18 protein-coding genes are annotated in these 21,475 nt (G+C 72.8%); 8 read left to right on the top strand and 10 right to left on the bottom strand.

Annotation, left to right across the window (positions count from 1 at the left end; all coding sequences use genetic code 11):
* Positions 1-46 precede the first annotated feature (46 nt).
* A complete protein-coding gene (locus BLW57_RS11540; protein WP_093474192.1) occupies positions 47-892 on the bottom strand; it encodes an Fpg/Nei family DNA glycosylase in 846 nt (281 codons plus the stop codon).
* 45 nt (positions 893-937) lie between these two features.
* Positions 938-5,944, bottom strand: coding sequence for an ATP-dependent helicase (locus BLW57_RS11535; protein WP_093474190.1), 5,007 nt, complete (start codon positions 5,942-5,944; stop codon positions 938-940).
* Between the two features lie 295 nt (positions 5,945-6,239).
* Here BLW57_RS11535 and BLW57_RS11530 point away from each other — a divergent pair, with 295 nt between their 5' ends.
* The 3 genes from BLW57_RS11530 to BLW57_RS11520 are packed head-to-tail and all read left to right on the top strand — an operon-like array spanning position 6,240 to position 8,178.
* Complete coding sequence (locus BLW57_RS11530; RefSeq protein WP_093480659.1) at positions 6,240-7,067, top strand: AraC family transcriptional regulator; 828 nt, start codon at positions 6,240-6,242, stop codon at positions 7,065-7,067.
* 23 nt (positions 7,068-7,090) lie between these two features.
* Positions 7,091-7,873 (top strand): AzlC family ABC transporter permease, encoded by a 783-nt coding sequence (locus BLW57_RS11525; RefSeq protein ID WP_371127788.1) that lies wholly within the window; start codon positions 7,091-7,093, stop codon positions 7,871-7,873.
* Positions 7,870-8,178, top strand: coding sequence for an AzlD domain-containing protein (locus tag BLW57_RS11520; RefSeq protein ID WP_093474187.1), 309 nt, complete (start codon positions 7,870-7,872; stop codon positions 8,176-8,178). Before BLW57_RS11525 ends, BLW57_RS11520 begins: the two co-directional genes overlap by 4 nt.
* Before the next feature lie 86 nt (positions 8,179-8,264).
* Here BLW57_RS11520 and BLW57_RS11515 read toward each other — a convergent pair whose 3' ends face one another.
* The gene (locus tag BLW57_RS11515; protein WP_176985550.1) at positions 8,265-9,209 is read right to left on the bottom strand and encodes a hypothetical protein; all 945 of its coding nucleotides are present in this window, start codon (positions 9,207-9,209) and stop codon (positions 8,265-8,267) included.
* Between the two features lie 80 nt (positions 9,210-9,289).
* Here BLW57_RS11515 and BLW57_RS11510 point away from each other — a divergent pair, with 80 nt between their 5' ends.
* Together BLW57_RS11510 and BLW57_RS11505 are read left to right on the top strand one after the other, a co-directional pair.
* Complete coding sequence (locus tag BLW57_RS11510) at positions 9,290-9,484, top strand: DUF3046 domain-containing protein (protein ID WP_093474184.1); 195 nt, start codon at positions 9,290-9,292, stop codon at positions 9,482-9,484.
* Positions 9,485-9,614: 130 nt separating this feature from the next.
* The gene (locus BLW57_RS11505; protein WP_093474183.1) at positions 9,615-10,862 is read left to right on the top strand and encodes an AI-2E family transporter; all 1,248 of its coding nucleotides are present in this window, start codon (positions 9,615-9,617) and stop codon (positions 10,860-10,862) included.
* Positions 10,863-10,922: 60 nt separating this feature from the next.
* Here the strand turns inward: BLW57_RS11505 and BLW57_RS11500 are convergent, their stop codons facing one another.
* Positions 10,923-11,693, bottom strand: a complete 771-nt coding sequence (locus BLW57_RS11500) for a hypothetical protein (RefSeq protein ID WP_093474181.1) — start codon at positions 11,691-11,693, stop codon at positions 10,923-10,925.
* Between the two features lie 324 nt (positions 11,694-12,017).
* Between BLW57_RS11500 and recA the strand changes: the two genes are divergently transcribed.
* From recA to BLW57_RS11485, 3 genes are all read left to right on the top strand, one after another.
* Positions 12,018-13,145 (top strand): recombinase RecA, encoded by a 1,128-nt coding sequence (recA, locus tag BLW57_RS11495; RefSeq protein WP_093474180.1) that lies wholly within the window; start codon positions 12,018-12,020, stop codon positions 13,143-13,145.
* Positions 13,146-13,148: 3 nt separating this feature from the next.
* Positions 13,149-13,985, top strand: a complete 837-nt coding sequence (gene recX, locus BLW57_RS11490) for a recombination regulator RecX (RefSeq protein WP_093474178.1) — start codon at positions 13,149-13,151, stop codon at positions 13,983-13,985.
* Positions 13,986-14,261: 276 nt separating this feature from the next.
* The gene (locus BLW57_RS11485) at positions 14,262-16,790 is read left to right on the top strand and encodes an ABC transporter permease (protein ID WP_093474177.1); all 2,529 of its coding nucleotides are present in this window, start codon (positions 14,262-14,264) and stop codon (positions 16,788-16,790) included.
* A gap of 67 nt (positions 16,791-16,857) precedes the next feature.
* Here BLW57_RS11485 and BLW57_RS11480 read toward each other — a convergent pair whose 3' ends face one another.
* From BLW57_RS11480 to BLW57_RS11460, 6 genes are all read right to left on the bottom strand, one after another.
* Positions 16,858-17,316 carry a rhodanese-like domain-containing protein gene (locus tag BLW57_RS11480; protein ID WP_093474175.1) on the bottom strand — a complete coding sequence of 153 codons (459 nt, stop codon included), beginning with the start codon at positions 17,314-17,316 and terminating at the stop codon, positions 16,858-16,860.
* On the bottom strand, positions 17,313-17,846 hold the full coding sequence (locus BLW57_RS11475; protein WP_176985549.1) for a cupin domain-containing protein: 534 nt from the start codon (positions 17,844-17,846) through the stop codon (positions 17,313-17,315). The genes BLW57_RS11480 and BLW57_RS11475 overlap by 4 nt, the downstream gene beginning before the upstream one ends.
* A gap of 67 nt (positions 17,847-17,913) precedes the next feature.
* A complete protein-coding gene (locus BLW57_RS43085; protein WP_309506048.1) occupies positions 17,914-17,961 on the bottom strand; it encodes a hypothetical protein in 48 nt (15 codons plus the stop codon).
* Between the two features lie 116 nt (positions 17,962-18,077).
* On the bottom strand, positions 18,078-19,682 hold the full coding sequence (locus tag BLW57_RS11470; RefSeq protein WP_093474172.1) for an FAD-dependent monooxygenase: 1,605 nt from the start codon (positions 19,680-19,682) through the stop codon (positions 18,078-18,080).
* 177 nt (positions 19,683-19,859) lie between these two features.
* Positions 19,860-20,750, bottom strand: coding sequence for an amino acid ABC transporter permease (locus tag BLW57_RS11465; protein ID WP_093474171.1), 891 nt, complete (start codon positions 20,748-20,750; stop codon positions 19,860-19,862).
* Positions 20,747-21,412 carry an amino acid ABC transporter permease gene (locus tag BLW57_RS11460; protein WP_093474169.1) on the bottom strand — a complete coding sequence of 222 codons (666 nt, stop codon included), beginning with the start codon at positions 21,410-21,412 and terminating at the stop codon, positions 20,747-20,749. Before BLW57_RS11460 ends, BLW57_RS11465 begins: the two co-directional genes overlap by 4 nt.
* Positions 21,413-21,475 lie beyond the last annotated feature (63 nt).

Genomic DNA, 21,475 nt, shown 5'->3' with positions numbered 1-21,475 from the left:
CGTTGGCTTCGAGTGTCGGGGCGCCGGGGCCGGGCGGGGTGGGCGGTCAGCCCGTGCGGCGGGGGTAGCGGTCCCGCCAGCGCTGGGGCGCTCCCGGGCCGGGTGCGGGGCCCGCCTGGCAGGTGGGGCACCAGTAGGTGGGGCGGTCCTGGGTGCCGTCGCCCTGGTCGGCCACGCGGACGGGGGTGCGGCAGCGCAGGCAGGGGCGGGGTGCGCGGCCGTAGACGAACAGGTCGTACCGGTGCAGGCCCGTGGTCTGCCGGACCGGGCGTTCGCGGTTCATCTCCAGCAACCGCTGGGCGAGGGCGGGCAGCTTCTCGAGGCGGTCCGCCGGAAGCGCTCCGACCGGCAGCCACGGGGTCACGCCGAGCAGGAAACACAGCTCGCTCTTGTACACGTTGCCGATCCCGGCCAGATTGCGCTGGTCCAGGAGAGCCTCGCCGAGCTGCCGGGCCGGGTCCGCGAGGAGGTTGGCCCGGGCCCGCTCGGGGTCCCAGTCCGGACCCAGCAGATCGGGCCCGAGATGGCCGACGACCTGTTCCTCCTCGGTCGTGCGCAGCAGCTCCAGCACCGGCAGGCGGTAACCCACGGCCGTGCGGTCGGCGGTGCCCAGGATCAGCCGGATCTGGTACGCCGGTCCGCCCCGCCAGCGCTCGCCCGCGCCGAACACCTTCCACGCCCCCTCCATGCGCAGGTGGGTGTGCAGGGTCAGGCCGCCCTCGAACCGGGTGAGCAGGTGCTTCCCGCGCGGGATCGTGTCGAGCACCCTGCGGCCGGTGAGATCGACCGTCGCGTACTTCGGCACCCGGAAGTCGCTGCGGGTCAGCGCCTGGCCGGCGAGGGCGTCGTGCAGCCGCTTCGCGGCCTGCCAGACCGTGTCACCTTCGGGCATGCGTCAAGGGTGCCACGGTGGGGCGGGCGGGGCGCCCGGTGCCGGTCACGCGCGCAGGCGCAGGCCGCGCGGGGTCGCCACGAACCCGGCGGCCTCCAGCAGGGGGCCCACGGGGGAGGTCAGCGCCTGGGCGCCGTTGATCCGCTCGACCGTGACGGTGCCGAGGGAGCCGGCCCGGGCGGCGACGGCCAGGGCCTCGGCGGCCGTGCGCAGGCGGGGGTCGTCCGTGGCGGCGGTGTCCGGGTCGGCGGGCCAGGCCAGCAGTGTCTTGCCGCCGCGCTCCATGTACAGCGTCAGCTCACCCTCCACCAGCACGACCAGTGAGCCCGCCTTGCGGCCGGCCTTGTGTCCGGCTCCGGTCGGCGCCTCCGGCCAGGGCAGGGCCGCGCCGTAGGCGTTCGCCGGGTCGGCCGCCGCGAGGACCACGGCCCGGGGATCGGGCGCGGACGGACGGCTGTTGCCGTGACTCCGGCTCCCGGCCGAGCCGTAGCCGGTGGGGCCGCCGCCTCGGGGACCGCCGTAGCCGGGGGAGGCGAAGGGGTCGGCGAGATCCCGGGGTGACACGTACTCGTCGCGGGCGGTGGGCCGGTCCGCCGGCGGCCAGGAGAAGTCACCGTCGAGACCGGGGTGCGCGAACCCCCCGTCGGCGCCGTCGAAGGCAGCTTCGGACGGGTGACCGTGCGGGGCGCCGTCGGTGTCCGCACCGCTCGCGTCCAGGAACCCGCTCGCGGAGCCCGGACCGGTGAAGCCGTCCGGAAGGCCCGGCAGCGCGAAGCCGTTCGCGGTGGCCGGGGCGGGCAGGGTCTCGCCCCTCTCGCGGGCGTTGGACACGGCCCGCAGGCGGTCCACCGCTCCGTCCATGGCGAACTGGGCCGCGCCCAGACCCTCGACCACGTAACCGCGCCGTGCCTGGCCGCTCTCCTCGAAGACGGACAGCACGCGGTACACGGCCGAGAAACCGCCCTCGACGCCCTCCGCGGCGACCGCACCACGAGTGACCACCCCGTGCCGGTCGAGGAGGAGACGGGCCAGCGCGTGTGCGCGCACGGTGGCATCCGGTTCCGCGGCGGGGAGCAGGGACCAGCGGCCGGCGACGGTCGGCGGGCCGGTACGGGAGGCGGTGCGGGCGGCGGCGGTCAGGGAGCCGTAGCGGCCGCGCGGGACGCTGCGCTTGGCGCGGTGGGCGGTCGAGCCCGCCGTGCGTCCCGAGCCCAGCAGGGAGCGCATCGGCGCCAGCGTGTCGTTGGTGAGCCGTCCCGACCAGGCCAGGTCCCACAGGGCGTCGGCCAGTTGGGGGTCGGTGGCGTCGGGATGGGTGGTGGCGCGTACCTGGTCGGCGATCTGACGGAAGAACAGTCCGTAGCCGCCGGACAGGGCGTCGAGGACCGACTGGTGCAGCGCGGTCAGCTCCAGCGGGTGCGGTGGCGGGAGCAGCAGCGGAGCCGCGTCGGCCAGATAGAGGGAGACCCAGCCGTCCTTGCCGGGCAGGGAACCCGCGCCGGCCCAGATCACCTCGCCCGCGGCCGTCAGCTCGTCCAGCATCGCGGGGGTGTAGTTCGCCACACGGGAGGGCAGGACCAGCTTCTCCAGCGCGGAGGCGGGCACCGAGGCGCCCTGCAACTGCTCGATGGCGCGCACCAGTCCGTCGACACCGCGCACACCGTGGCCCTTGCCGATGTGCTGCCACTGCGGCAGGAACTGCGCGAGCGCGGCCGGCGGCACCGGCTCCAGTTCGTGCCGTAGCGCCGCCAGGGAACGGCGGCGCAGACGGCGCAACACGGCCGTGTCGCACCATTCCTGGCCGATGCCCGCCGGGTGGAACTCGCCCTGGACGGCCCGGCCGCTCGCCGCGAGCCGCTGCAGAGCGCCCTCGGTGACGGCGACCCCGAGACCGAAGCGGGCGGCCGCGGTGGCCGAGGTGAACGGGCCGTGGGTGCGGGCATAGCGGGCGAGGAGGTCGCCCAGCGGGTCCTTGACCGGCTCGGTGAACGCCTCGGGGACACCGACCGGCAGCGCCGTGCCGAGCGCGTCGCGCAGCCGGCCCGCGTCCTCGACCGCCGCCCAGTGGTCGGCACCGGCGATACGGACCTTGATGGCCCGGCGGGCACCGGCCAGCTCCCGCGCCCACTGCGGATCCGCGCCCCGCTCGGCCAGCTCGGCATCGGTCAGAGGGCCGAGCAGCCGCAGCACGTCGGCCACCCCTTCCACGTCCTTGACCCGGCGGTCCTCCGTCAGCCACTGGAGTTCGCGCTCCAGCTCGGTCAGCACCTCCGCGTCGAGCAGTTCACGCAGCTCGGCCTGGCCGAGGAGTTCGGCCAGCAGCCGGGAGTCCAGCGAGAGCGCGGCGGCACGGCGCTCGGCGAGCGGGGAGTCGCCCTCGTACAGGAACTGGGCGACGTACCCGAAGAGGAGGGAACGGGCGAACGGGGACGGCTCGGGGGTGGTGACCTCGACCAGGCGGACCTTGCGGGACTCGATGTCGCCCATCAGCTCCACGAGCCCGGGGACGTCGAAGACGTCCTGGAGGCATTCGCGGATCGCTTCCAGGACGATCGGGAACGACCCGAACTCGCTCGCCACCTGGAGCAGCTGCGCCGCCCGCTGACGCTGCTGCCACAGCGGGGTGCGCTTGCCGGGATTGCGGCGTGGCAGCAGGAGCGCACGCGCCGCGCACTCGCGGAACCGGGAGGCGAACAGGGCCGAGCCACCGACCTGGTCGGTGACGATCTGGTCGACCTCGCCCTTCTCGAAGAGGACGTCCGCCGCCCCGATGGGCGCCTGCTCGCTGTCGTACTCGGTGCCCGCCTTCATTGGCTCCTGGTCGAGCAGGTCGAGGCCCATCAGGTCGGCGTCGGGCAGGCGCAGCACGATTCCGTCGTCGGCGTGCATGACCTGCGCGTCCATGCCATACCGCTCGGACAGACGGGCGCCCAGGGCGAGCGCCCACGGGGCGTGGACCTGAGCACCGAAGGGGGAGTGGACCACCACCCGCCAGTCGCCCAGCTCGTCCCGGAAGCGCTCCACGACGATGGTCCGGTCGTCCGGGACATGACCGCAGGCCTCGCGCTGCTCGTCCAGGTACGACAGCACGTTGTCCGCCGCCCAGGCGTCCAGACCCGCCGTGAGCAGACGCAGCCGGGCGTCGTCCTTGGAGAGCGAGCCGACCTCGCGCAGGAACGCTCCCACCGCCCGGCCCAGCTCCAGCGGGCGGCCGAGCTGGTCGCCCTTCCAGAACGGCAGCCGGCCCGGCACACCCGGCGCGGGGGAGACCAGGACCCGGTCGCGGGTGATGTCCTCGATCCGCCAGGAACTCGTGCCCAGCGTGAAGACGTCCCCCACCCGGGACTCGTAGACCATCTCCTCGTCGAGTTCGCCGACCCGGCCGCCGCCCTTCTTCGGGTCGGAACCGGCGAGGAAGACCCCGAACAGGCCGCGGTCGGGAATCGTGCCGCCGGAGGTGACGGCCAGCCGCTGGGCGCCCGGGCGGCCGTTGATCTCGCCGGTCACGCGGTCCCACACCACGCGCGGGCGCAGCTCCGCGAACGCGTCGGACGGATAGCGGCCCGCGAGCATGTCGAGGGTCGCCGTGAACGCCGACTCGGGCAGCGAGGCGAAGGGCGCCGCACGGCGGACCATGGCCAGCAGGTCGTCGAACTGCCAGGTGTCCAGCGCCGTCATCGCGACCAGCTGCTGCGCGAGCACGTCCAGCGGGTTCGCGGGCACCCGCAGGGACTCGATGGAAGCGGTGCGCATCCGTTCGGTGACGACGGCGGACTGCACGAGGTCGCCCCGGTACTTGGGGAAGACGACACCCGTGGAGACGGCGCCGACCTGGTGTCCCGCGCGGCCGACGCGCTGCAGACCGGAAGCGACGGAGGGCGGGGACTCCACCTGGACGACGAGGTCCACGGCGCCCATGTCGATGCCCAGCTCGAGGCTGGACGTGGCGACCACGGCGGGCAGCCGGCCCGCCTTCAGGTCCTCCTCCACCAGGGCGCGCTGCTCCTTGGACACCGAACCGTGGTGCGCCCGGGCGATCACCGGGGGCGCGCCCGCCGCGGCACCGGAGCCGCCCATCAGCTCGGCGGGGGAGTGGTGCTCGTCCAGGGTCTCGCCGGTCGCCCGCTCGTACGCGATCTCGTTCAGCCGGTTGCACAAGCGCTCCGCCAGCCGCCGGGAGTTGGCGAAGACGATCGTGGAGCGATGGGACTGCACCAGGTCGGCGATCCGCTCCTCCACGTGCGGCCAGATCGACGGCCGTTCCCCGCCCTCGGCCGCGTCCGCCGCCGGGGCGCCGCCCAGCTCGCCCATGTCCTCGACCGGGACGACCACGGAGAGGTCGAACTCCTTGCCCGACTCCGGCTGGACGATCTCCACCTTGCGGCGCGGCGACAGGAACCGGGCGATCTCGTCCACCGGGCGGACGGTCGCGGACAGGCCGATCCGGCGGGCGGGCTTCGGCAGCAGCTCGTCCAGCCGCTCCAGGGAGAGCGCGAGGTGGGCGCCGCGCTTGGTGCCCGCGACCGCGTGCACCTCGTCCAGGATCACCGTCTCCACGCCGGTCAGCGCGTCCCGCGCCGCCGAGGTCAGCATCAGGAACAGCGACTCGGGAGTGGTGATGAGGATGTCCGGCGGGCGCGTGGACAGGGCGCGCCGCTCCGCGGCCGGGGTGTCGCCGGAGCGGATGCCGACCCTGATCTCGGGCTCGGGCCGCCCCAGGCGCACGGACTCCTGACGGATGCCGGTCAGCGGGCTGCGCAGGTTGCGCTCGACGTCGACAGCCAGCGCCTTCAGCGGAGACACGTAGAGCACCCGGCAGCGCTTCTTCGGGTCGGCCGGCGGCGGGCTGGAGGCCAGCTGGTCCAGGGCGGCGAGGAACGCGGCCAGCGTCTTGCCGGAGCCGGTCGGGGCGACCACCAGCACGTCCGAGCCCGCCCCGATGGCCTGCCACGCGCCGGCCTGGGCCGCGGTGGGCGCGGAGAACGCCCCCGTGAACCAGCCGCGGGTCGCGGGCGAGAAGCCGTCGAGGGCTCGGTGTGCGGAGCTGACCATGCCTCCCATCCTGCACCCGGTCACTGACAATCGCGCTGACCTGGGCTGATGTCGTGCGCCGAGGCGGGGCCGGAGGCTGGTCACGGGTGGTGGGGCGGAGAATGAGTGCATGGAGGGAACAGGTGGACGGGGCGAGGACCGGCCGACCGGGGGCCGGCTCGGTTCGGACCGGTCCGCCTCGGATCGACCGGCGTCGGATCGCCCCGGTTCCGATCGGCCGGTTTCGGATCGGCTCGCTTCGGATCGCCTCGGTCCCCATCGCCCCGACTCTGGTCGGCCCGGCTCGGGGCGGTCGCTGGAACGGGCGCGGCACTGGCGGTACGAGGAGCTGCCCGGTGTCGACCTGCTCCGGGCCCGGTACGTCAGCAAGACCTTCGTCCGCCACACCCACGAGCACTTCGTGATCGCGGCCATCGCCGACGGGATGGAGGTCTTCCACCACGGCGGCTCCGACGTGTCCGCCGGCGCCGGAGCCCTCGCGCTGGTCAACCCCGACACCCCGCACACCGGCCGGGCCGGCGTCCCGGAGGGCTGGCGGTACGGCGCCCTCTACCCCTCGCCCGAGGTCGTCTCCGCGATAGCCGCCGAGACCAGCACACTGAAGGGCAGCCCGGGATTCGTCAGCCCCGTCCTCGACGATCCGTACACCGTCCGCCTGGTCCACCAGGTGCTCCGCGCCGCCGACGAGGGCAACGCACTGGCCGCCGACACCCTGCTGCGGGTCGCCGTGACGCGGCTGCTGCGGCTGAACGGTGGCCCGCGGCCCCAGCGGCGGACACCGAGCGCCGGAGCCCGCATCGCCGCACGCGCGCGTGCCGTGCTGGAGGAGCGGATGGCCGAGCCGCCGACCCTGGAACAGCTAGCCGCCGACTTCGGCACGAGCCCGTTCGCGCTGCTGCGGGCGTTCCGCGACGCCTACGGCATGCCACCGCACACCTGGCTGACCGACGCGCGGGTGCGCCGCGCGCGGCTCCTGCTGGACGCGGGGACGGTCCCGGCCGAGGCCGCCGTCGCCGTCGGCTTCACCGACCAGCCCCACCTCAACCGGCACTTCGCGCGGATCGTCGGCGTGCCCCCGGGCGCCTACCAGCGCGAGCGCAAGAACGTACAAGACCCGCGCTGACGTCCGCCCGTAGCGTGCGAGGCGTGGCAGAGCAAACAGCAACGGCGGACATGACCGCCGACAGCACGGAGAAACCGGACGCGTCCGTCGTCAGGGACGCGCTCGGCGTCGGCGTGGCCGTCGGCCTGTCGGGATTCGCCTTCGGGGTGACCTCGGCGGGAAGCGGACTCGGCCTCCTCCAGACCTGCGCGCTCAGCCTCCTGGTCTTCACCGGCGCCTCGCAGTTCGCCCTGGTCGGAGCACTCGCCGCCGGCGGGAACCCGTTCACGGCCGCCGCCGGCGCCTTCTTCCTGGGGGTGCGCAACGCGTTCTACGGGCTGCGCCTGTCGCAGGTGCTCGCCCTTCCGCGCGCGGTACGGCCGTTCGCCGCCCAGTGGGTGATCGACGAGACCACCGCGGTCACCCTCGCCCAGCCGACGCGGCGTGCGGCCCGGATCGGCTTCACCGTCACCGGGCTCAGCCTGTACGTGCTGTGGAACCTCACCACGCTGCTCGGCGCGCTGGGCGCCAAGGCCATCGGCGACACGCGCGCGTGGGGCCTGGACGCGGCCGGGCCCGCAGTGTTCCTGGCGCTGCTCGCGCCGATGCTCAAGACCACCACCGAACGTGCGGTCGCGGGCCTCGCGGTCCTGCTGGGTCTCACCCTGCTGCCCGTCCTGCCGGCCGGCGTGCCCGTCCTGGTGGCGGCGCTGGCGGCGCCGGTCGCGCTGTTCGTCGAGGGGCGCCGCGGCGGGCCGGAGCGACGGGCCGCGGCGGCCGTATCCCCAGGACCCGAAGGACCCGAAGATGTGGAGGAGAACCGGTGAACGTCTGGATGGCGATCGGCGTGACCGTTCTCGGCTGCTACGCCGTCAAGCTCGCCGGGCTGCTCGTGCCCGCGGGCGCCATGGAACGGCCCTTCGTACGACGGCTCGCCGCCCTGCTGCCGGTGGCCCTCCTAGCCGCGCTCACGGCCCAGCAGACGTTCGCCGACGGGCACGCGCTCGTCCTGGACGCGCGGGCGGCGGGTCTCGGAGCGGCCGCCGTGGCACTGGTGCTGCGTGCGCCGTTCCTGCTGGTCGTGGCGGCGGCCGTGCTGGTGACGGCGGCCGTGCGAGCCGTCGGCGGCTGAGGCGGGGCGCGGCCGGCACACGGGGCGGGGCCGGGCGGACCTTTTCGGCCGGGCGGGGCTCCGGGCCGACCGGCGCAGGGGTTTGTTCAGCCCACGAAGCGGCCGTACGCCCTGAGCGTGCGCAGCGCCTCGATCGTCACCATGGGCCGTGCCTCGAGCGTGGGCGCGGCCGCCCACTGGCGCCAGCGGACGGGCCAGCCGCCGTCCTCCCGCTGCTCGGCGGCCAGGTGGTCCAGCGAGCGGGCCATCTCGCCGTCGGTGAACCACGCGCGCGCGAGCGACGCCGGGCTCTTCGCGAAGTCGTGCGGGAAGTGGTGCTCGCCCGGGGCGTACCCGGGCGCCACCGGATACGCGCCGAGATCGTCCGGGTCCAGCGCCGCGAGCCGCTGCTTCCGCACCAGGCGGCCCAGCCGGTCGGCGGCCGCCTCCGCGCGCGGGCGGTCGGGCGCGGAGTCCAGGAAGGCCACGGCGGCCTCCACCTCGTAGGGATGGGACTTCTCCAGGGACTCGACGGCCCGCCAGCAGAAGTCGGTGGCCCGGAACAGCCAGGCGTGCCACACCTCGTTGCGATGCAGCAGCCCGACGACGGGGCCGGTGGCCAGCAGCTCGCTGGGCGGATCGTCGACGACCGGGACGAACGGTGCCGTCGGATATCCGCGCTGGCCGGGACGGACCGCCGGCAGTGCGCCGTCCGGCGTGGAGACGGAGGTCAGATAGCGGCACACCCGCTCCACCCGCTGTCCCGCGCAGCGCCCGATGGCGTCGAGCACGCGCAGCGCGTGGGCGGTGTGCAGAGGCTGGCTCACCGGGCCGCGCAGATCGGGCTCCAGCGCGTGCCCGTAGCCGCCGTCCTCGTCGCGGTAGGCGTCCAGTGCCGTTTCCACCGCGTCCGGGGCGCCGTGCAGGAAGTGGTACGCGAAGAGACGCTGTTCCAGCACGCGCGCGGTGAGCCACACGAACTGCTCGGCGCGGAAGAGCGGGGAACGCGTCGGGGGCGCGGCGGGGGATTGGGTAGGTCCTGATTCGGCCATGCGTCAGACCGTAGGGCGGAAAGCGGTCTCGGCAAGCGGTCCCGGGCGGGGCCCACTCTCAGGGGCGGGATACTGGTGTCATGCGGTTGACGGTCTTCTGGCAGCGGATGGCGGAGCACTTCGGTCCGGGGTACGCCGACACGTTCGCGCGCGATCACGTCATGTCGGACCTGGGTGGACGCACCGTGAACCAGGCGCTCGACGCCGGCTGGGACGCCAAGGACGTATGGCGCGTGGTCTGTACGGTCATGAACGTGCCGGGGGATAGCCGCTGACGGCCGCACGGCCGAAAGCTGACTGAAATGCCCTGGTCCGGGCCACGGCAGCCGCGACCGAACGGAACTTCTCGGTCACGAAAGACGCAGGTGGGCGCCGGTTGTCGGTGGAGTCGGCGAGACTGGGCGCGTGGCACCCACTGACGAGGAAATCCAGCCGCCCGCCCGGCAAGCAGATCCGACCGGCGCGACGCCGCCCGACCGGCCCCCGGCCGCCGGCACCGTCGCCCCGTCCGCGCGCATGCCACGCTGGCTGCCACGCGCCATGGTGCTCGCGCTCGCGCTGATCGCGGCGTTCCAGCTGGGCAGCTGGGCCTTCCACCAGCTGACCGCACTGCTGATCAACATCCTGATCGCGTTCTTCCTGGCCCTGGCGATAGAGCCCGCGGTGAGCCGGATGGCCGCCCGCGGCATGCGCCGGGGGCTCGCCACCTTCCTGGTCTTCTTCGGGCTGGCGGTCGTCACCGCCGGGTTCGTCACCCTGCTCGGCTCCATGCTCGCCGGACAGATCATCAAGATGGTCGAGGGCTTTCCGGACTACCTGGACTCGTTGATCAACTGGATCAACCAGTCCTTCCACACCGAGCTCCGGCGGGTGGACGTCCAGGAGGGCCTGCTCCACTCCGACTGGCTGCGCAAGTACGCGCAGAACAGCGCGGCGGGCGTGCTCGACGTATCCGCGCAGGTGCTCGGCGGGCTCTTCCGGCTGCTGACGGTCGCGCTGTTCTCGTTCTACTTCGCGGCCGACGGGCCCCGGCTGCGCCGCGCCCTGTGCTCCGTCCTGCCGCCCGCACGCCAGACGGAGGTGCTGCGCGCCTGGGAGATCGCCGTCGACAAGACCGGTGGCTACCTCTACTCGCGCGGCCTCATGGCGCTCATCTCCGGGGTCGCGCACTACATCCTGCTGGAGGCGCTGGGTGTGCCGTACGCGCCCGTGCTCGGCGTGTGGGTCGGCCTGGTCTCGCAGTTCATCCCGACCATCGGGACGTACCTGGCGGGCGCGCTGCCCATGCTGATCGCGTTCACCGTCAATCCCTGGTACGCGGTGTGGGTGCTGGTCTTCGTCGTGGTCTACCAGCAGTTCGAGAACTACATGCTCCAGCCCAAGCTGACCTCCAAAACGGTCGACATCCACCCGGCGGTCGCCTTCGGCTCGGTCATCGCGGGCACCGCCCTGCTCGGTGCCGTCGGCGCGCTGATCGCCATTCCCGCGGTGGCCACCCTGCAGGCGTTCCTCGGGGCGTACGTGAAGCGGTACGACGTCACGGACGACCCCCGGGTCCTCGGTCACCGCGGCAGCAGGTCGAGCAGCCCCGGTGTACTCGTGCGCGTACGCCGGCTGTGGGCGGGCCGGCCCGGGACCGAGGAGCCGTCGTAGCGGCCGCTCCCTCCGGGGTGCGGGGCCCGGCACGTACCCGCACGGATGCGCGCGGCGGCGTCAGTAGGTGGCCGCCGCCCACACGCCCGCCGCCGCGACGGCCGTCGCGTAGCAGCCCGTCGCGGCGGTCACGATCCGCCCGCGCGTCCGCTCGTTCCACGGCGTGCGGGACAGCAGCCAGGCCAGCAGGGGGAGGACGAGGACCGCGTGCAGGCTCACGCCGTGCAGCGGCTTGAGCGGAGCCGTCGAGTGGTAGGCGGCCTCCTGGTGTCCGGTCCGGGTCAGGACGACACCGCGCGCGATCATCGCGGCGCCCGAGGCCAGGGCCACCAGCAGCAGCGCGAACCCGGAGCGCACCGCGAGCGGCATGCCCGCGGGGCCCGTCGGCCGGTGCCGGAAGGACGCGACGGCGAAGAACGTGAGCAGGACCACCAGGACACCGCCGCCCACCGCGAGCGTCATGGACACGGCCGTGTTCAGGGGCGACTCCATGTTCAGGTGCGAGGGCACCCGGCGCCAGGCCTGGAGCGTGATGCCGCCCACCTCCACCACGCAGTCGGCGGCGAGGACGAGCAGCAGGACCGTCCGCAGCCGCTCACCGATCCGCAGGTACGAGGTGACCCAGGTGATCGCGATCAGCGTCACTCCGAAGGAGAGCCCGAACGTGACGGGCTTGCGCCAGGAGACGGGACCGTCCCAGGGGCCGCCGTCGACGGCGAACACCACCAGGTGCGCCAGGCCGGCCAGGACGAGCAGCAGCCCCGTGACGTGACATACGCGGTCGGCGGTGCGCGGAACCCCCGGAATCCTCGGAATCCTCGGAATCCTCATGGGCCAAGGCTCCCGGGGGCGGTCCGCACGGTCGTCGTCCGGTCGAAGACACCCTCGGTACGCCACCGGGAGTAGCGGCATCCGGCTGCCCGGGAAGCGATCGGGGGGCAGCCCCGGGGGCCGCGTGGCGCGCTTGACACCAAAATCGAACATCCATTCTTATAGAAACTCAGGCAAGGCTTCCGGTAGGGGATTTCGACCCGGTATGTCGGGAAAGGTCCCGCGGTTGTCCACAGGCTGGGCCGGCGTCGGGGCGCATTGTCAGTGCCAGGCGTTAGCGTCTTTGACGTGAAGCGATCGACTCAAGCAAACCGGGTGGAACCCATGGCAGGAACCGACCGCGAGAAGGCGCTCGACGCCGCGCTCGCACAGATTGAACGGCAATTCGGCAAGGGCGCGGTCATGCGCATGGGCGAGCGGTCGAGGGAGCCCATCGAGGTCATCCCGACCGGGTCGACCGCACTCGACGTCGCCCTCGGCGTCGGCGGCCTGCCGCGCGGCCGTGTCGTGGAGATCTACGGACCGGAGTCCTCCGGTAAGACGACCCTGACCCTGCACGCCGTGGCGAACGCCCAGAAGGCCGGCGGCCAGGTCGCCTTCGTGGACGCCGAGCACGCCCTCGACCCCGAGTACGCACGCAAGCTCGGCGTCGACATCGACAACCTGATCCTCTCCCAGCCGGACAACGGAGAGCAGGCACTGGAGATCGTGGACATGCTGGTCCGCTCCGGCGCCCTCGACCTCATCGTCATCGACTCCGTCGCCGCGCTCGTCCCGCGCGCGGAGATCGAGGGCGAGATGGGCGACAGCCACGTCGGTCTGCAGGCCCGTCTGATGAGCCAGGCGCTGCGGAAGATCACCAGTGCGCTCAACCAGTCCAAGACCACCGCCATCTTCATCAACCAGCTCCGCGAGAAGATCGGTGTGATGTTCGGCTCCCCGGAGACCACGACCGGTGGCCGGGCGCTGAAGTTCTACGCCTCCGTGCGCATCGACATCCGCCGTATCGAGACCCTGAAGGACGGCACGGAGGCGGTCGGCAACCGCACCCGCTGCAAGGTCGTGAAGAACAAGGTCGCCCCGCCCTTCAAGCAGGCCGAGTTCGACATCCTCTACGGCCAGGGAATCAGCCGCGAGGGCGGCCTGATCGACATGGGCGTGGAGCACGGCTTCGTCCGCAAGGCCGGCGCCTGGTACACGTACGAGGGTGACCAGCTCGGCCAGGGCAAGGAGAACGCGCGCAACTTCCTCAAGGACAACCCCGACCTGGCCAACGAGATCGAGAAGAAGATCAAGGAGAAGCTGGGCGTGGGGGTCCGGCCGGAAGAGCCCGCCGCCGAGCCGGGTGCCGACGCCGCGGGGACCGCCGCTGCCGCCGACGACGCCAAGACGGTGCCCGCCCCCGCTGCCGCCAAGGCCACCAAGCCCAAGGCCGCCGCAGCCAAGAGCTGACCCGTGACACGACGAACCGACTGGGCCGAGTACGAGTACGCCACCCCCGGTGCCCCACGGGGGAGGGGCACCGGGGGCCGCCCGGACTCCGCCCCGACGGGGGACGACGACGGTCACCCGTACGACGGATACCGCGGCCAGGACAGCCATGAGGACGATGGCAGCGGGTACCGGGCCGGCGCGGGCGACGAGCCGCACGGGGGCGGCGCGCCCGGCCGCCGCACCGCCGGAACGCGGGGCGGCCGGGCACGCGGCCGGCGCCGACGCGGCTTCGGGGACGCGCCCGGTGAGGACGAAGGCGCCCCTTCCTCGTCGAGGGCCGAGCGGGGGGAGTCTTCAGGGGACCCGGCTGAGCGGGCACGGGCGATCTGCCTGCGCCTGCTCACCGGGACCCCGCGCACCCGCAAGCAGCTCGCGGACGCCCTGCGCAAGCGGGAGATCCCCGACGAGGTGGCCGACGAGGTGCTGTCGCGGTTCGAAGAGGTCGGGCTGATCGACGACGGCGCGTTCGCGGACGCCTGGGTGGAGTCCCGGCACCACGGGCGGGGGCTCGCACGGCGCGCACTCGCCCGGGAACTGCGCACCAAGGGCGTCGACTCGGCACTCATCGACGAGGCCGTCTCCCAACTCGACTCCGAGCAGGAGGAGTCGACCGCCCGGGAACTGGTCGCCCGCAAACTGAGCGCCACCCGCGGCCTCGACCGCGACAAGCGGCTCCGCCGCCTCGCCGGCATGCTCGCCCGCAAGGGCTACCCCGAAGGCATGGCCCTCCGCGTCGTCCGCCAGGCCCTGGAGGAAGAGGGCGAGGACACGGACTTCCTCGGGGACGGGGACTTCTGACGGCGCCGGGCGTCCGCCGGAGCCGGCCGGCCGACGCCCCCCAGCGCTGAACGCGCGGGCACCCCCTCACCCCTTCGCGTCCGCGTCAGCCGGCATCACCGGCCCCGACGGAGGATGGTGGGGTTACCCCCCTCCCGAGACGCCGGGCCACCGCAGTGCTCTCGCACCACCGCACGAGCGAGTCTGTACGCACGCCCCGACCACGGCACGCACCGCCGAGGCCGACCGCGTACGACACAACCGATGCGCACAACAGAACAGAAGAGAGCCCGCCCGATGATGCTGCGCTATGCCCTCAAGACCGTCCGTGCCCGCAAGGCGGGATTCCTCGGCGCCTTCCTCGCCCTGATGTGCGCCGCAGCCCTCATCACCGCCTGCGGCACCCTCCTCGACACCGGGCTGCGCGGCACCATCCGCACCGAGCGCTACGCCGCGGCTCCCGTCGTCGTCTCCGGCGACCAGTACGTCCACCGGACCACCGTCAAACACAAGCACGGCAAGACCAAGGTCAAACACAAGGCGAAGCCCATCGCCGAGCGGGCCTGGATCCCCGAGCGACTGGGCGGCAGACTTGCGCACACCCCGGGCGTGGCCCATGTCGTCCCCGAACTCACCTTCCTCGCACAGCCGTTGACCCCGGCCGGCACTGACGGCCGTACCGCGTACGGGCACGCCTGGGAATCCGCCGCGCTCACGCCGTACCGGCTGACGACGGGCAGCGCGCCCCGGACCGCCGGTGACCTGGTCGTCGACAACGACCTCGCCGCCCGGGCCCGTCTGCGCCCCGGTGACCGTCTCACCGTGCAGTCCACACGGGCCCCGCGCAGCTACCGGATCACCGGTATCGCCACCCCGGCCACCGCCGTACGCCACCAGACGTCCCTCTTCTTCACCGCCACCGAGGCCCGTCGGCTGGCCGCACACCCGGGCCGGGTCAGCGCGTTCGGTGTGCTGCCGGACAAGGGCGCGGACCCGGAGCGCGTTCGGCAGGCCGTGGAGAAGACGCTGCACGGCACCACCGCCAGGGTCAGCACCGGAGATGCCCGCGGCCCCGTCGAGTTCCTGGACGCGGCAGCCGCCCGCACCCGTCTGGTCAGCATGGGCGGCGCCATGGGCGGCACCTCACTGCTCGTGGCCGTGCTCGTGGTGGTCGGCACCTTCGCACTCACCGTCCAGCAGCGCCGGCGCGAACTCGCCCTGCTCCGCGCCATCGCCGCCACTCCCGGACAGATCCGCAGGCTCCTCGGCCGGGAGGCGCTGATCGTCGGCGCGGCGGCGGGCACCACCGGCGCGCTGCTCGGGCTGCCGCTGGGCGCCTGGCTGCACTCCCGGTTCGTCGCCCTCGGAGCCGTACCCGCCACCCTCGAACACACCGTCAGCGTCTTCCCGCCGTTCGCCGCCCTCGCCGCCACCCTGCTCGGCGCCTGGGCCGCGGCCCGGATCGCCTCCCGCAGGGTCGCCAGAATCCGCCCCGCCGAGGCCCTCGCCGAGGCCAGGGCCGAACGCACCCGCCCCGCCTGGGGCCGCATCGCCGCCGGGCTGCTGCTCCTCACCGGCGGAGTCGTCCTCGTCGTCCTCCTCACCTCCCTGCGCACCGAACCCGCCTCGACGCCCGTGACCTTCCTCGCCGTCGTCGTCCTGTCCACCTCCGTCGCCCTCCTCGGTCCCCTCCTGGTCCGGGCCGCCGCCCTGCTGCTCGCCGGCCCGCTCCGGCTCACCGGGCACAGCGGCCGCCTCGCCACCGCCAACCTGCGTGGCAACGCCGTCCGTATGGCCTCCGTCGTCACCCCCCTCACCCTGCTCATCGGCATGACCTGCACCGTCCTGTTCGTCCAGTCCACGCTCGGCGACGCCGCCCGCACCCAGGCCCGCGAAGGCGTGCGAGCCGACTGGGTCGTCGCCGCACAGGGCCCCGGCGTCCCCGGCGAGGCCGCACAACGACTGCGCGCGCGGCACGACACCGTCACCGAGGTGGTCCGCACGACCGTCCGCATCGGCCTCGACAAGTACTCCGCACAAGGCGTCACCCCGGCCGGCCTGACCCGCACCTGGGACCCCGACGTCACCGCCGGCTCCCTCGGCCGACTTGCCCCCGGCACCCTCGCCGTCAGCGAACTGGCCGCCGATCAGCACCACCTGAAGCCCGGCAGCACCCTGAAACTCACCCTCGGCGACGGCACGCCCGCCACGCTCACCGTCGCCGCCGTCTACGCCCGCGGTCTCGGCTTCGGCGATCTCACCTTCGCCCACGACCTCGTGGCCCGCCACGTCGACAACCCGCTCGCCTCCTCCGCCCTCGTCGCCACGACCCGTACACAGAGAGAACTCGCGACTACGCTGCGTGAGTTCCCGGGCTTGGAAATTCTTTCTCCGGCCGCCGCCGACGGTCTCCAGGCCGAACGGCAGCAGGCGAACGCCGAGGTCAACTACCTGGCCATGGGGCTCGTCCTCGCCTTCACCGCCATCGCCGTCGTCAACACACTCGCGATGTCCGTCGCGGAACGTGTCCGCGAGTTCGCCCTGCTGCGCCTCGCCGGAGCCACCCGGCGTCAGGTGCTGCGCATGCTGCGCACCGAGGTGCTGTCCGTCCTGTTCCTCGCCACCTCGCTCGGCAGCGGAATCGCACTGGCGGTGCTCACCGCGTTCAGTCTCGGCATGACAGGCCGTGCCGCCCCCTCGGTCACGCCCCTGCTCTACGTCACCGTCGTCGGGATCGCCGGCCTCCTGGCCCTCGTGGCAAGCGCGGTGCCGGGCCGGGCGGCGCTGCGGGTACGGGCGGTCACGGTGGCCACCGCGCAGGAGTAGGCCCGAGGTCGGAGAAGTGAGGAACCCCCGTGCCGCGCACGGGGGTTCCGTATGCCTGGGGCCGCCTTCAGCGGGATGCCGGCTCCACCGGCAGGCCCGCCGACCGCCACGCCTGGAAGCCGCCCACCAGGTCCGTGGCCCGGTGCAGGCCCAACTGCCGGAGGGAGTCCACGGCGAGGCTGGAGGCGTATCCCTCGTTGCAGATCACGACGACGCGCAGTTCGTGCCCGGTGGCCTCGGGCACGCGGTGGCTGCCCTGCGGATCGAGACGCCACTCCAGTTCGTTGCGTTCGACGACGAGCGCGCCGGGGATCAGCCCGTCCCGGTCACGCAGTGCCGCGTAACGGATGTCGACCAGCAGCGCCTCACCGGTGCGCGCCTCCTCGTGCGCCTCTCGCGCCTCGATGCGCTGGTATCCGGCGCGGACACGATCCAGCAATGCGTCGATGCCGACCGGCTGTTGACCGCCCGTACCCGCTGCCGCTCCGGCCGTGCCCGTCGGTCGTGCGTTCGTGGCGTCGCTCACTGCCAGTCCTCCGGGCGTTCGACCTGCTCCAGGCGCAGTACCTGGCCGGTGCGGCTGTAGCGGCGGATGCGCGGCAGCGGCGGGTAGTAGGCGTGCACCGAGACGGCGTGCCGGTCCGTGGACTCGTTGAGCACCTCGTGCACGTGGTGGTGGCCGAAGGTACGGCCGTTCCCGGCGGACAGCCGGCGTTCGCGGTCGACGTCCTCGTCGAGTTCCAGGGTCTTCCAGCCGTCGGTGGGCAGCCGGGCGGCGAGCGAGTACTCCTTGAGCTCACCCGACGCGGTGAGGAAGGCGCCGATCGAGTCGGCGTGGTCGTGCCACCCGGTGCCGGTGCCGGGCGGCCAGCCGATCAGCCAGGCCTCACTGCCACCGGGCCCCTCCAGCCGTACCCAGGTGCGGCCCTCGGGATCGAGCGGGAGGGAGGCGATCAGCTCGGCGTCGGCCGCCGTGCGCCGTACGAAGTCGAGGAGGTCCGCCTGGCTGGGCGCGGCGCCGACGGCAGCGGACGCGGAAGGAGAGGAGACAGACACGTACACCGTCCTGAGGAAGGTTCGCGGGACAGGCGCGCGACGGCGCCCGGAAGAAGAAGATGCGAATTCAGCAGGACGGACGACACACGCAGCCCGCGTAGCGGACGAGGTCCATATGGACCCTCCGCCACAGGCGCACACAGGTGTCGGTCACGATCCGGAGTACAGCACGCCGCCGTAGCCCGGTCAACTCACCGTCACCATGTGGACAGAGGGTGACAGCGCTCACGGTCAGCGCGCGCCGGAGGGGGCCTCCGCCGGTTCCTTCACCTCGCCGCCCACCGCGGCCTCGGCCGCCGCGTACAGGTCGGCCGGCCGGACCCCGCTCAGCGCGGTGACCAGGTGGCCGTCGGGGCGTACGAGCAGCACGCTGTGCGCCGGCGCACCCGGGTAGCTCTCCGCCACCAGCAGCTCCGCCGGGTGCGGCAGTGCGGTCACGGCCGCCGCGAGCCGCGGCATGACACCGGCGGAGACCCAGTGCTTGCGCTCCCACACGCCCGTCCCGGGTGCGATCAGGGCGACGAGCAGCGCGCCCCGGCCGAGCCGGTCGCGCAGTTGGACGAAGGAGCCGTCCTCCGCGGTGACTCGTACGTCCGTGACCGGCGCGCCGGCCGGGGTGTCGACGGCGATGTCCGCCTCCAGGTGGCGGGGGGCGAGCGGAGAGTCGGCGTACGCCCCCGGCGCACCCAGCGGCCCGCGCCCCAAATGACCGTCGGCGAGCAGGACGTCATGGCCCCGGGCTGCCCCCGGCACGATGTGACGCAGCCCGCCTCCGCCGCGCAGTATCGGGAGCGTCTGGTCGGCTGCGCGCAACCGGGCGGCCACCGCCGCGCGTCGCTCGGCCTGGTAGCTGTCCAGCAAGGCCTCGCGCGGGCCGCGGTGCCAGGCGACGGCCAGCTTCCAGGCCAGGTTGTCGGCGTCGCGCAGGCCCTCGTCGAGCCCCTGGGTGCCGAACGCGCCCAGCAGATGCGCCGCGTCCCCGGCGAGGAAGACCCGGCCGACCCTCCACCGGCGGGCCAGCCGGTGGTGCACGGTGTGGACCCCGGTGTCCAGCAGCTCGTACACCGGGGTGGAACCGCCGGACCAGCCCGCGAGGGTCTCGCGGACCAGGGCCACCAGGGTCTCGGGCGTCACCAGGTCCTTGCCCGGCGGCAGCAGCCAGTCAAGGCGCCAGGCGCCGTCCGGGAGGGGGCGGGCGGTCACCTCCGCGGCCGAGGGCCCGGACTGCCGCCACGGCGGTGTCCGATGGAACAACGCCCGACCCTCCCAGGGAAGTTCCGCACGTAGCGTGGCGACGGCGTGTCGTTCCACCGCCGTACGGCCCGGGAAGCGGATGTCCTGAAGTTTGCGCACGGTCGAACGGGTGCCGTCGCAGCCGACCAGGTAGCTGCCGCGCCACCAGGTGCCGTGGGCACCGCGGGTGTGCGCGCTGACGCCGGAGCGTTCCTGCTCGATGGCGTCCAGACGGCTGTCTACCGCCACCTCGACCAGCGGTTCCTCGGTGGCGGCGGCACGCAGGGCCTGGGTGAGGACGTGCTGGGCGATGTGCAGCGGGGCGGCGGGGTCGTCCTCGCCGAACTCCACCTCGGTCACCACCTGCTTGCGCCGCAGGGACCGCCATCCGGTCCAGCGCACGCCGTGCTCCCCGAGCGGCACCCCGGTCAGCCGCTCCAGCAGGGCGGCCGTGTCCTCGCGCAGTACGACGGTGCGCGCCGGACGGGGTTCGTCCTTGCCGGGCCCCTCGTCCAGGACGACGGTCGGCACCTCCTGACGCGCCAGCGCGAGGGCGAGCGTGAGCCCGACGGGCCCCGCTCCGACGATGATCACCGGGTCCATGACGCGGCGCCCCCTGCCCGTGACGATGCCCTGACGGTCACAAGTGAACAGGAAGGTGGAGCGGGGTGCACGATCACAGAACGTATGCAACCCATTGGCAGAGTTTGCGTCAAGCGAACGGAGGCAGTGGCGATCATGCCACTGCCTCCGGGTGGTGCATTCGGGTCTGAACGGGTGTCAGGCCGCGGTTCCGGTCGAGGCCGTGCCCGCGATGTCGGCCACGTCCTGGGCTCCGAGCACCGCACCGCTCGACTTCTTGCGTCGCCGCAGCCGGCGCTCCAGCCAGCTCGCGAAGGAGGTCAGCGAGAAGTTGATGACCACGAAGATGACGGCGACGACCGTGAAGGAGGCGATGGTGTTGGCGCCGTAGAAGCCGCTCATCGTGTTCGCCGAGGCGAGCAGCTCCGGGAAGGTGAGGACGGCGCCGCCGAGCGCGGTGTCCTTCACGATGACCACCAGCTGGCTGACGATCGCCGGGAGCATCGCGGTGACCGCCTGCGGCAGCAGGATGAGCCGCATCACCTGGTTCTTGCGCAGGCCGATCGCCATGGCAGCCTCGGACTGGCCCTTCGGCAGGGCGAGGATGCCCGCGCGGACGATCTCGGCGAGCACCGACGCGTTGTACAGCACCAGGCCGGTGACGACCGCGTACAGCGGGCGGTCGTCGGAACTGACGTTCGTGTACTGGCTGTACAGCTCGTTACCGAAGATCATCAGGACCAGTACCGGGATCGCGCGGAAGAACTCGACCACGACCGTGGCCGGGACCCGCACCCACACATGGTCCGAGAGCCTTGCGATGCCGAGGACGGCACCCAACGGCAAGGCGATGATCATTGCCAGGGCGGCGGCCTTCAGGGTGTTCTGGAGGCCGGGCCAGATGTACGTCGTGTACGCCTCGGAGCTGAAGAACGGTTTCCACAGCACCCAGTCGAGCTGGGACTTCTCGTCGAGGGCCGTATACACCCACCAGACGACGGCCGCGGCCGCGACGGCGAAGGACACCGTGTAGAGGATGTTGCGCCGCTTGGCGCGGGGACCCTGGGCGTCGTACAGGACCGAACTCATCGCTTCACCGCCACCTTCTTGCCCACCCAGCCGAAGATCAGGCCGGTCGGCAGGGTGAGGCAGATGAACCCGAAGGCGATGACCGCGGAGATCTGCAGCAGCAGCGCCTCCTTGTCCAGCATCTCCTTCATCAGGTACGCCGCCTCCGCCACGCCGATCGCCGCGGCCACAGTGGTGTTCTTCGTCAACGCGATCAGTACGTTGGTCAGAGGGCCGATGGCCGCGCGGAAGGCCTGCGGGAGTACGACCACGAACAACACCTGGGTGAAGCTCAGGCCGATGGCCCGGGCCGCCTCGGCCTGACCGACCGGCACCGTGTTGATGCCGGATCGAATCGCCTCGCACACGAAGGCCGACGTGTAGAGGATCAGGCCCAGCACGGCCAGCCGGAAGTTGACCGCGACGACGTCGTCAGCACCGAGGCTGATGTTCAGCGTCTGGTTGAGGCCGAGCGAGGCGAACAGGATGATCACCGTGAGCGGGATGTTCCGCACGATGTTCACGTATGCGGTGCCGAAACCACGCATCAGCGGCACCGGGCCGACCCGCATGGCGGCCAGCAGGGTGCCCCAGACCAGGGAGCCCACGGCGGACAGCAGCGCCAGCTGCACTGTTGTCCAGAAGGCGCCCAGTACGTCGTAACCTTCAAGAAAGTCGAACACGATCTCCCGCGCTTCCGCGTGTAGGGATGCCCGGGCGCGCCGCCTCCGTCAGGAGCGGCGGCG

The sequence above is a fragment of the Streptomyces sp. 1222.5 genome (assembly GCF_900105245.1).
In the GTDB taxonomy this organism is placed as follows: domain Bacteria; phylum Actinomycetota; class Actinomycetes; order Streptomycetales; family Streptomycetaceae; genus Streptomyces; species Streptomyces albidocamelliae.
This window is presented reverse-complemented; position numbering and strand designations above follow the sequence as displayed.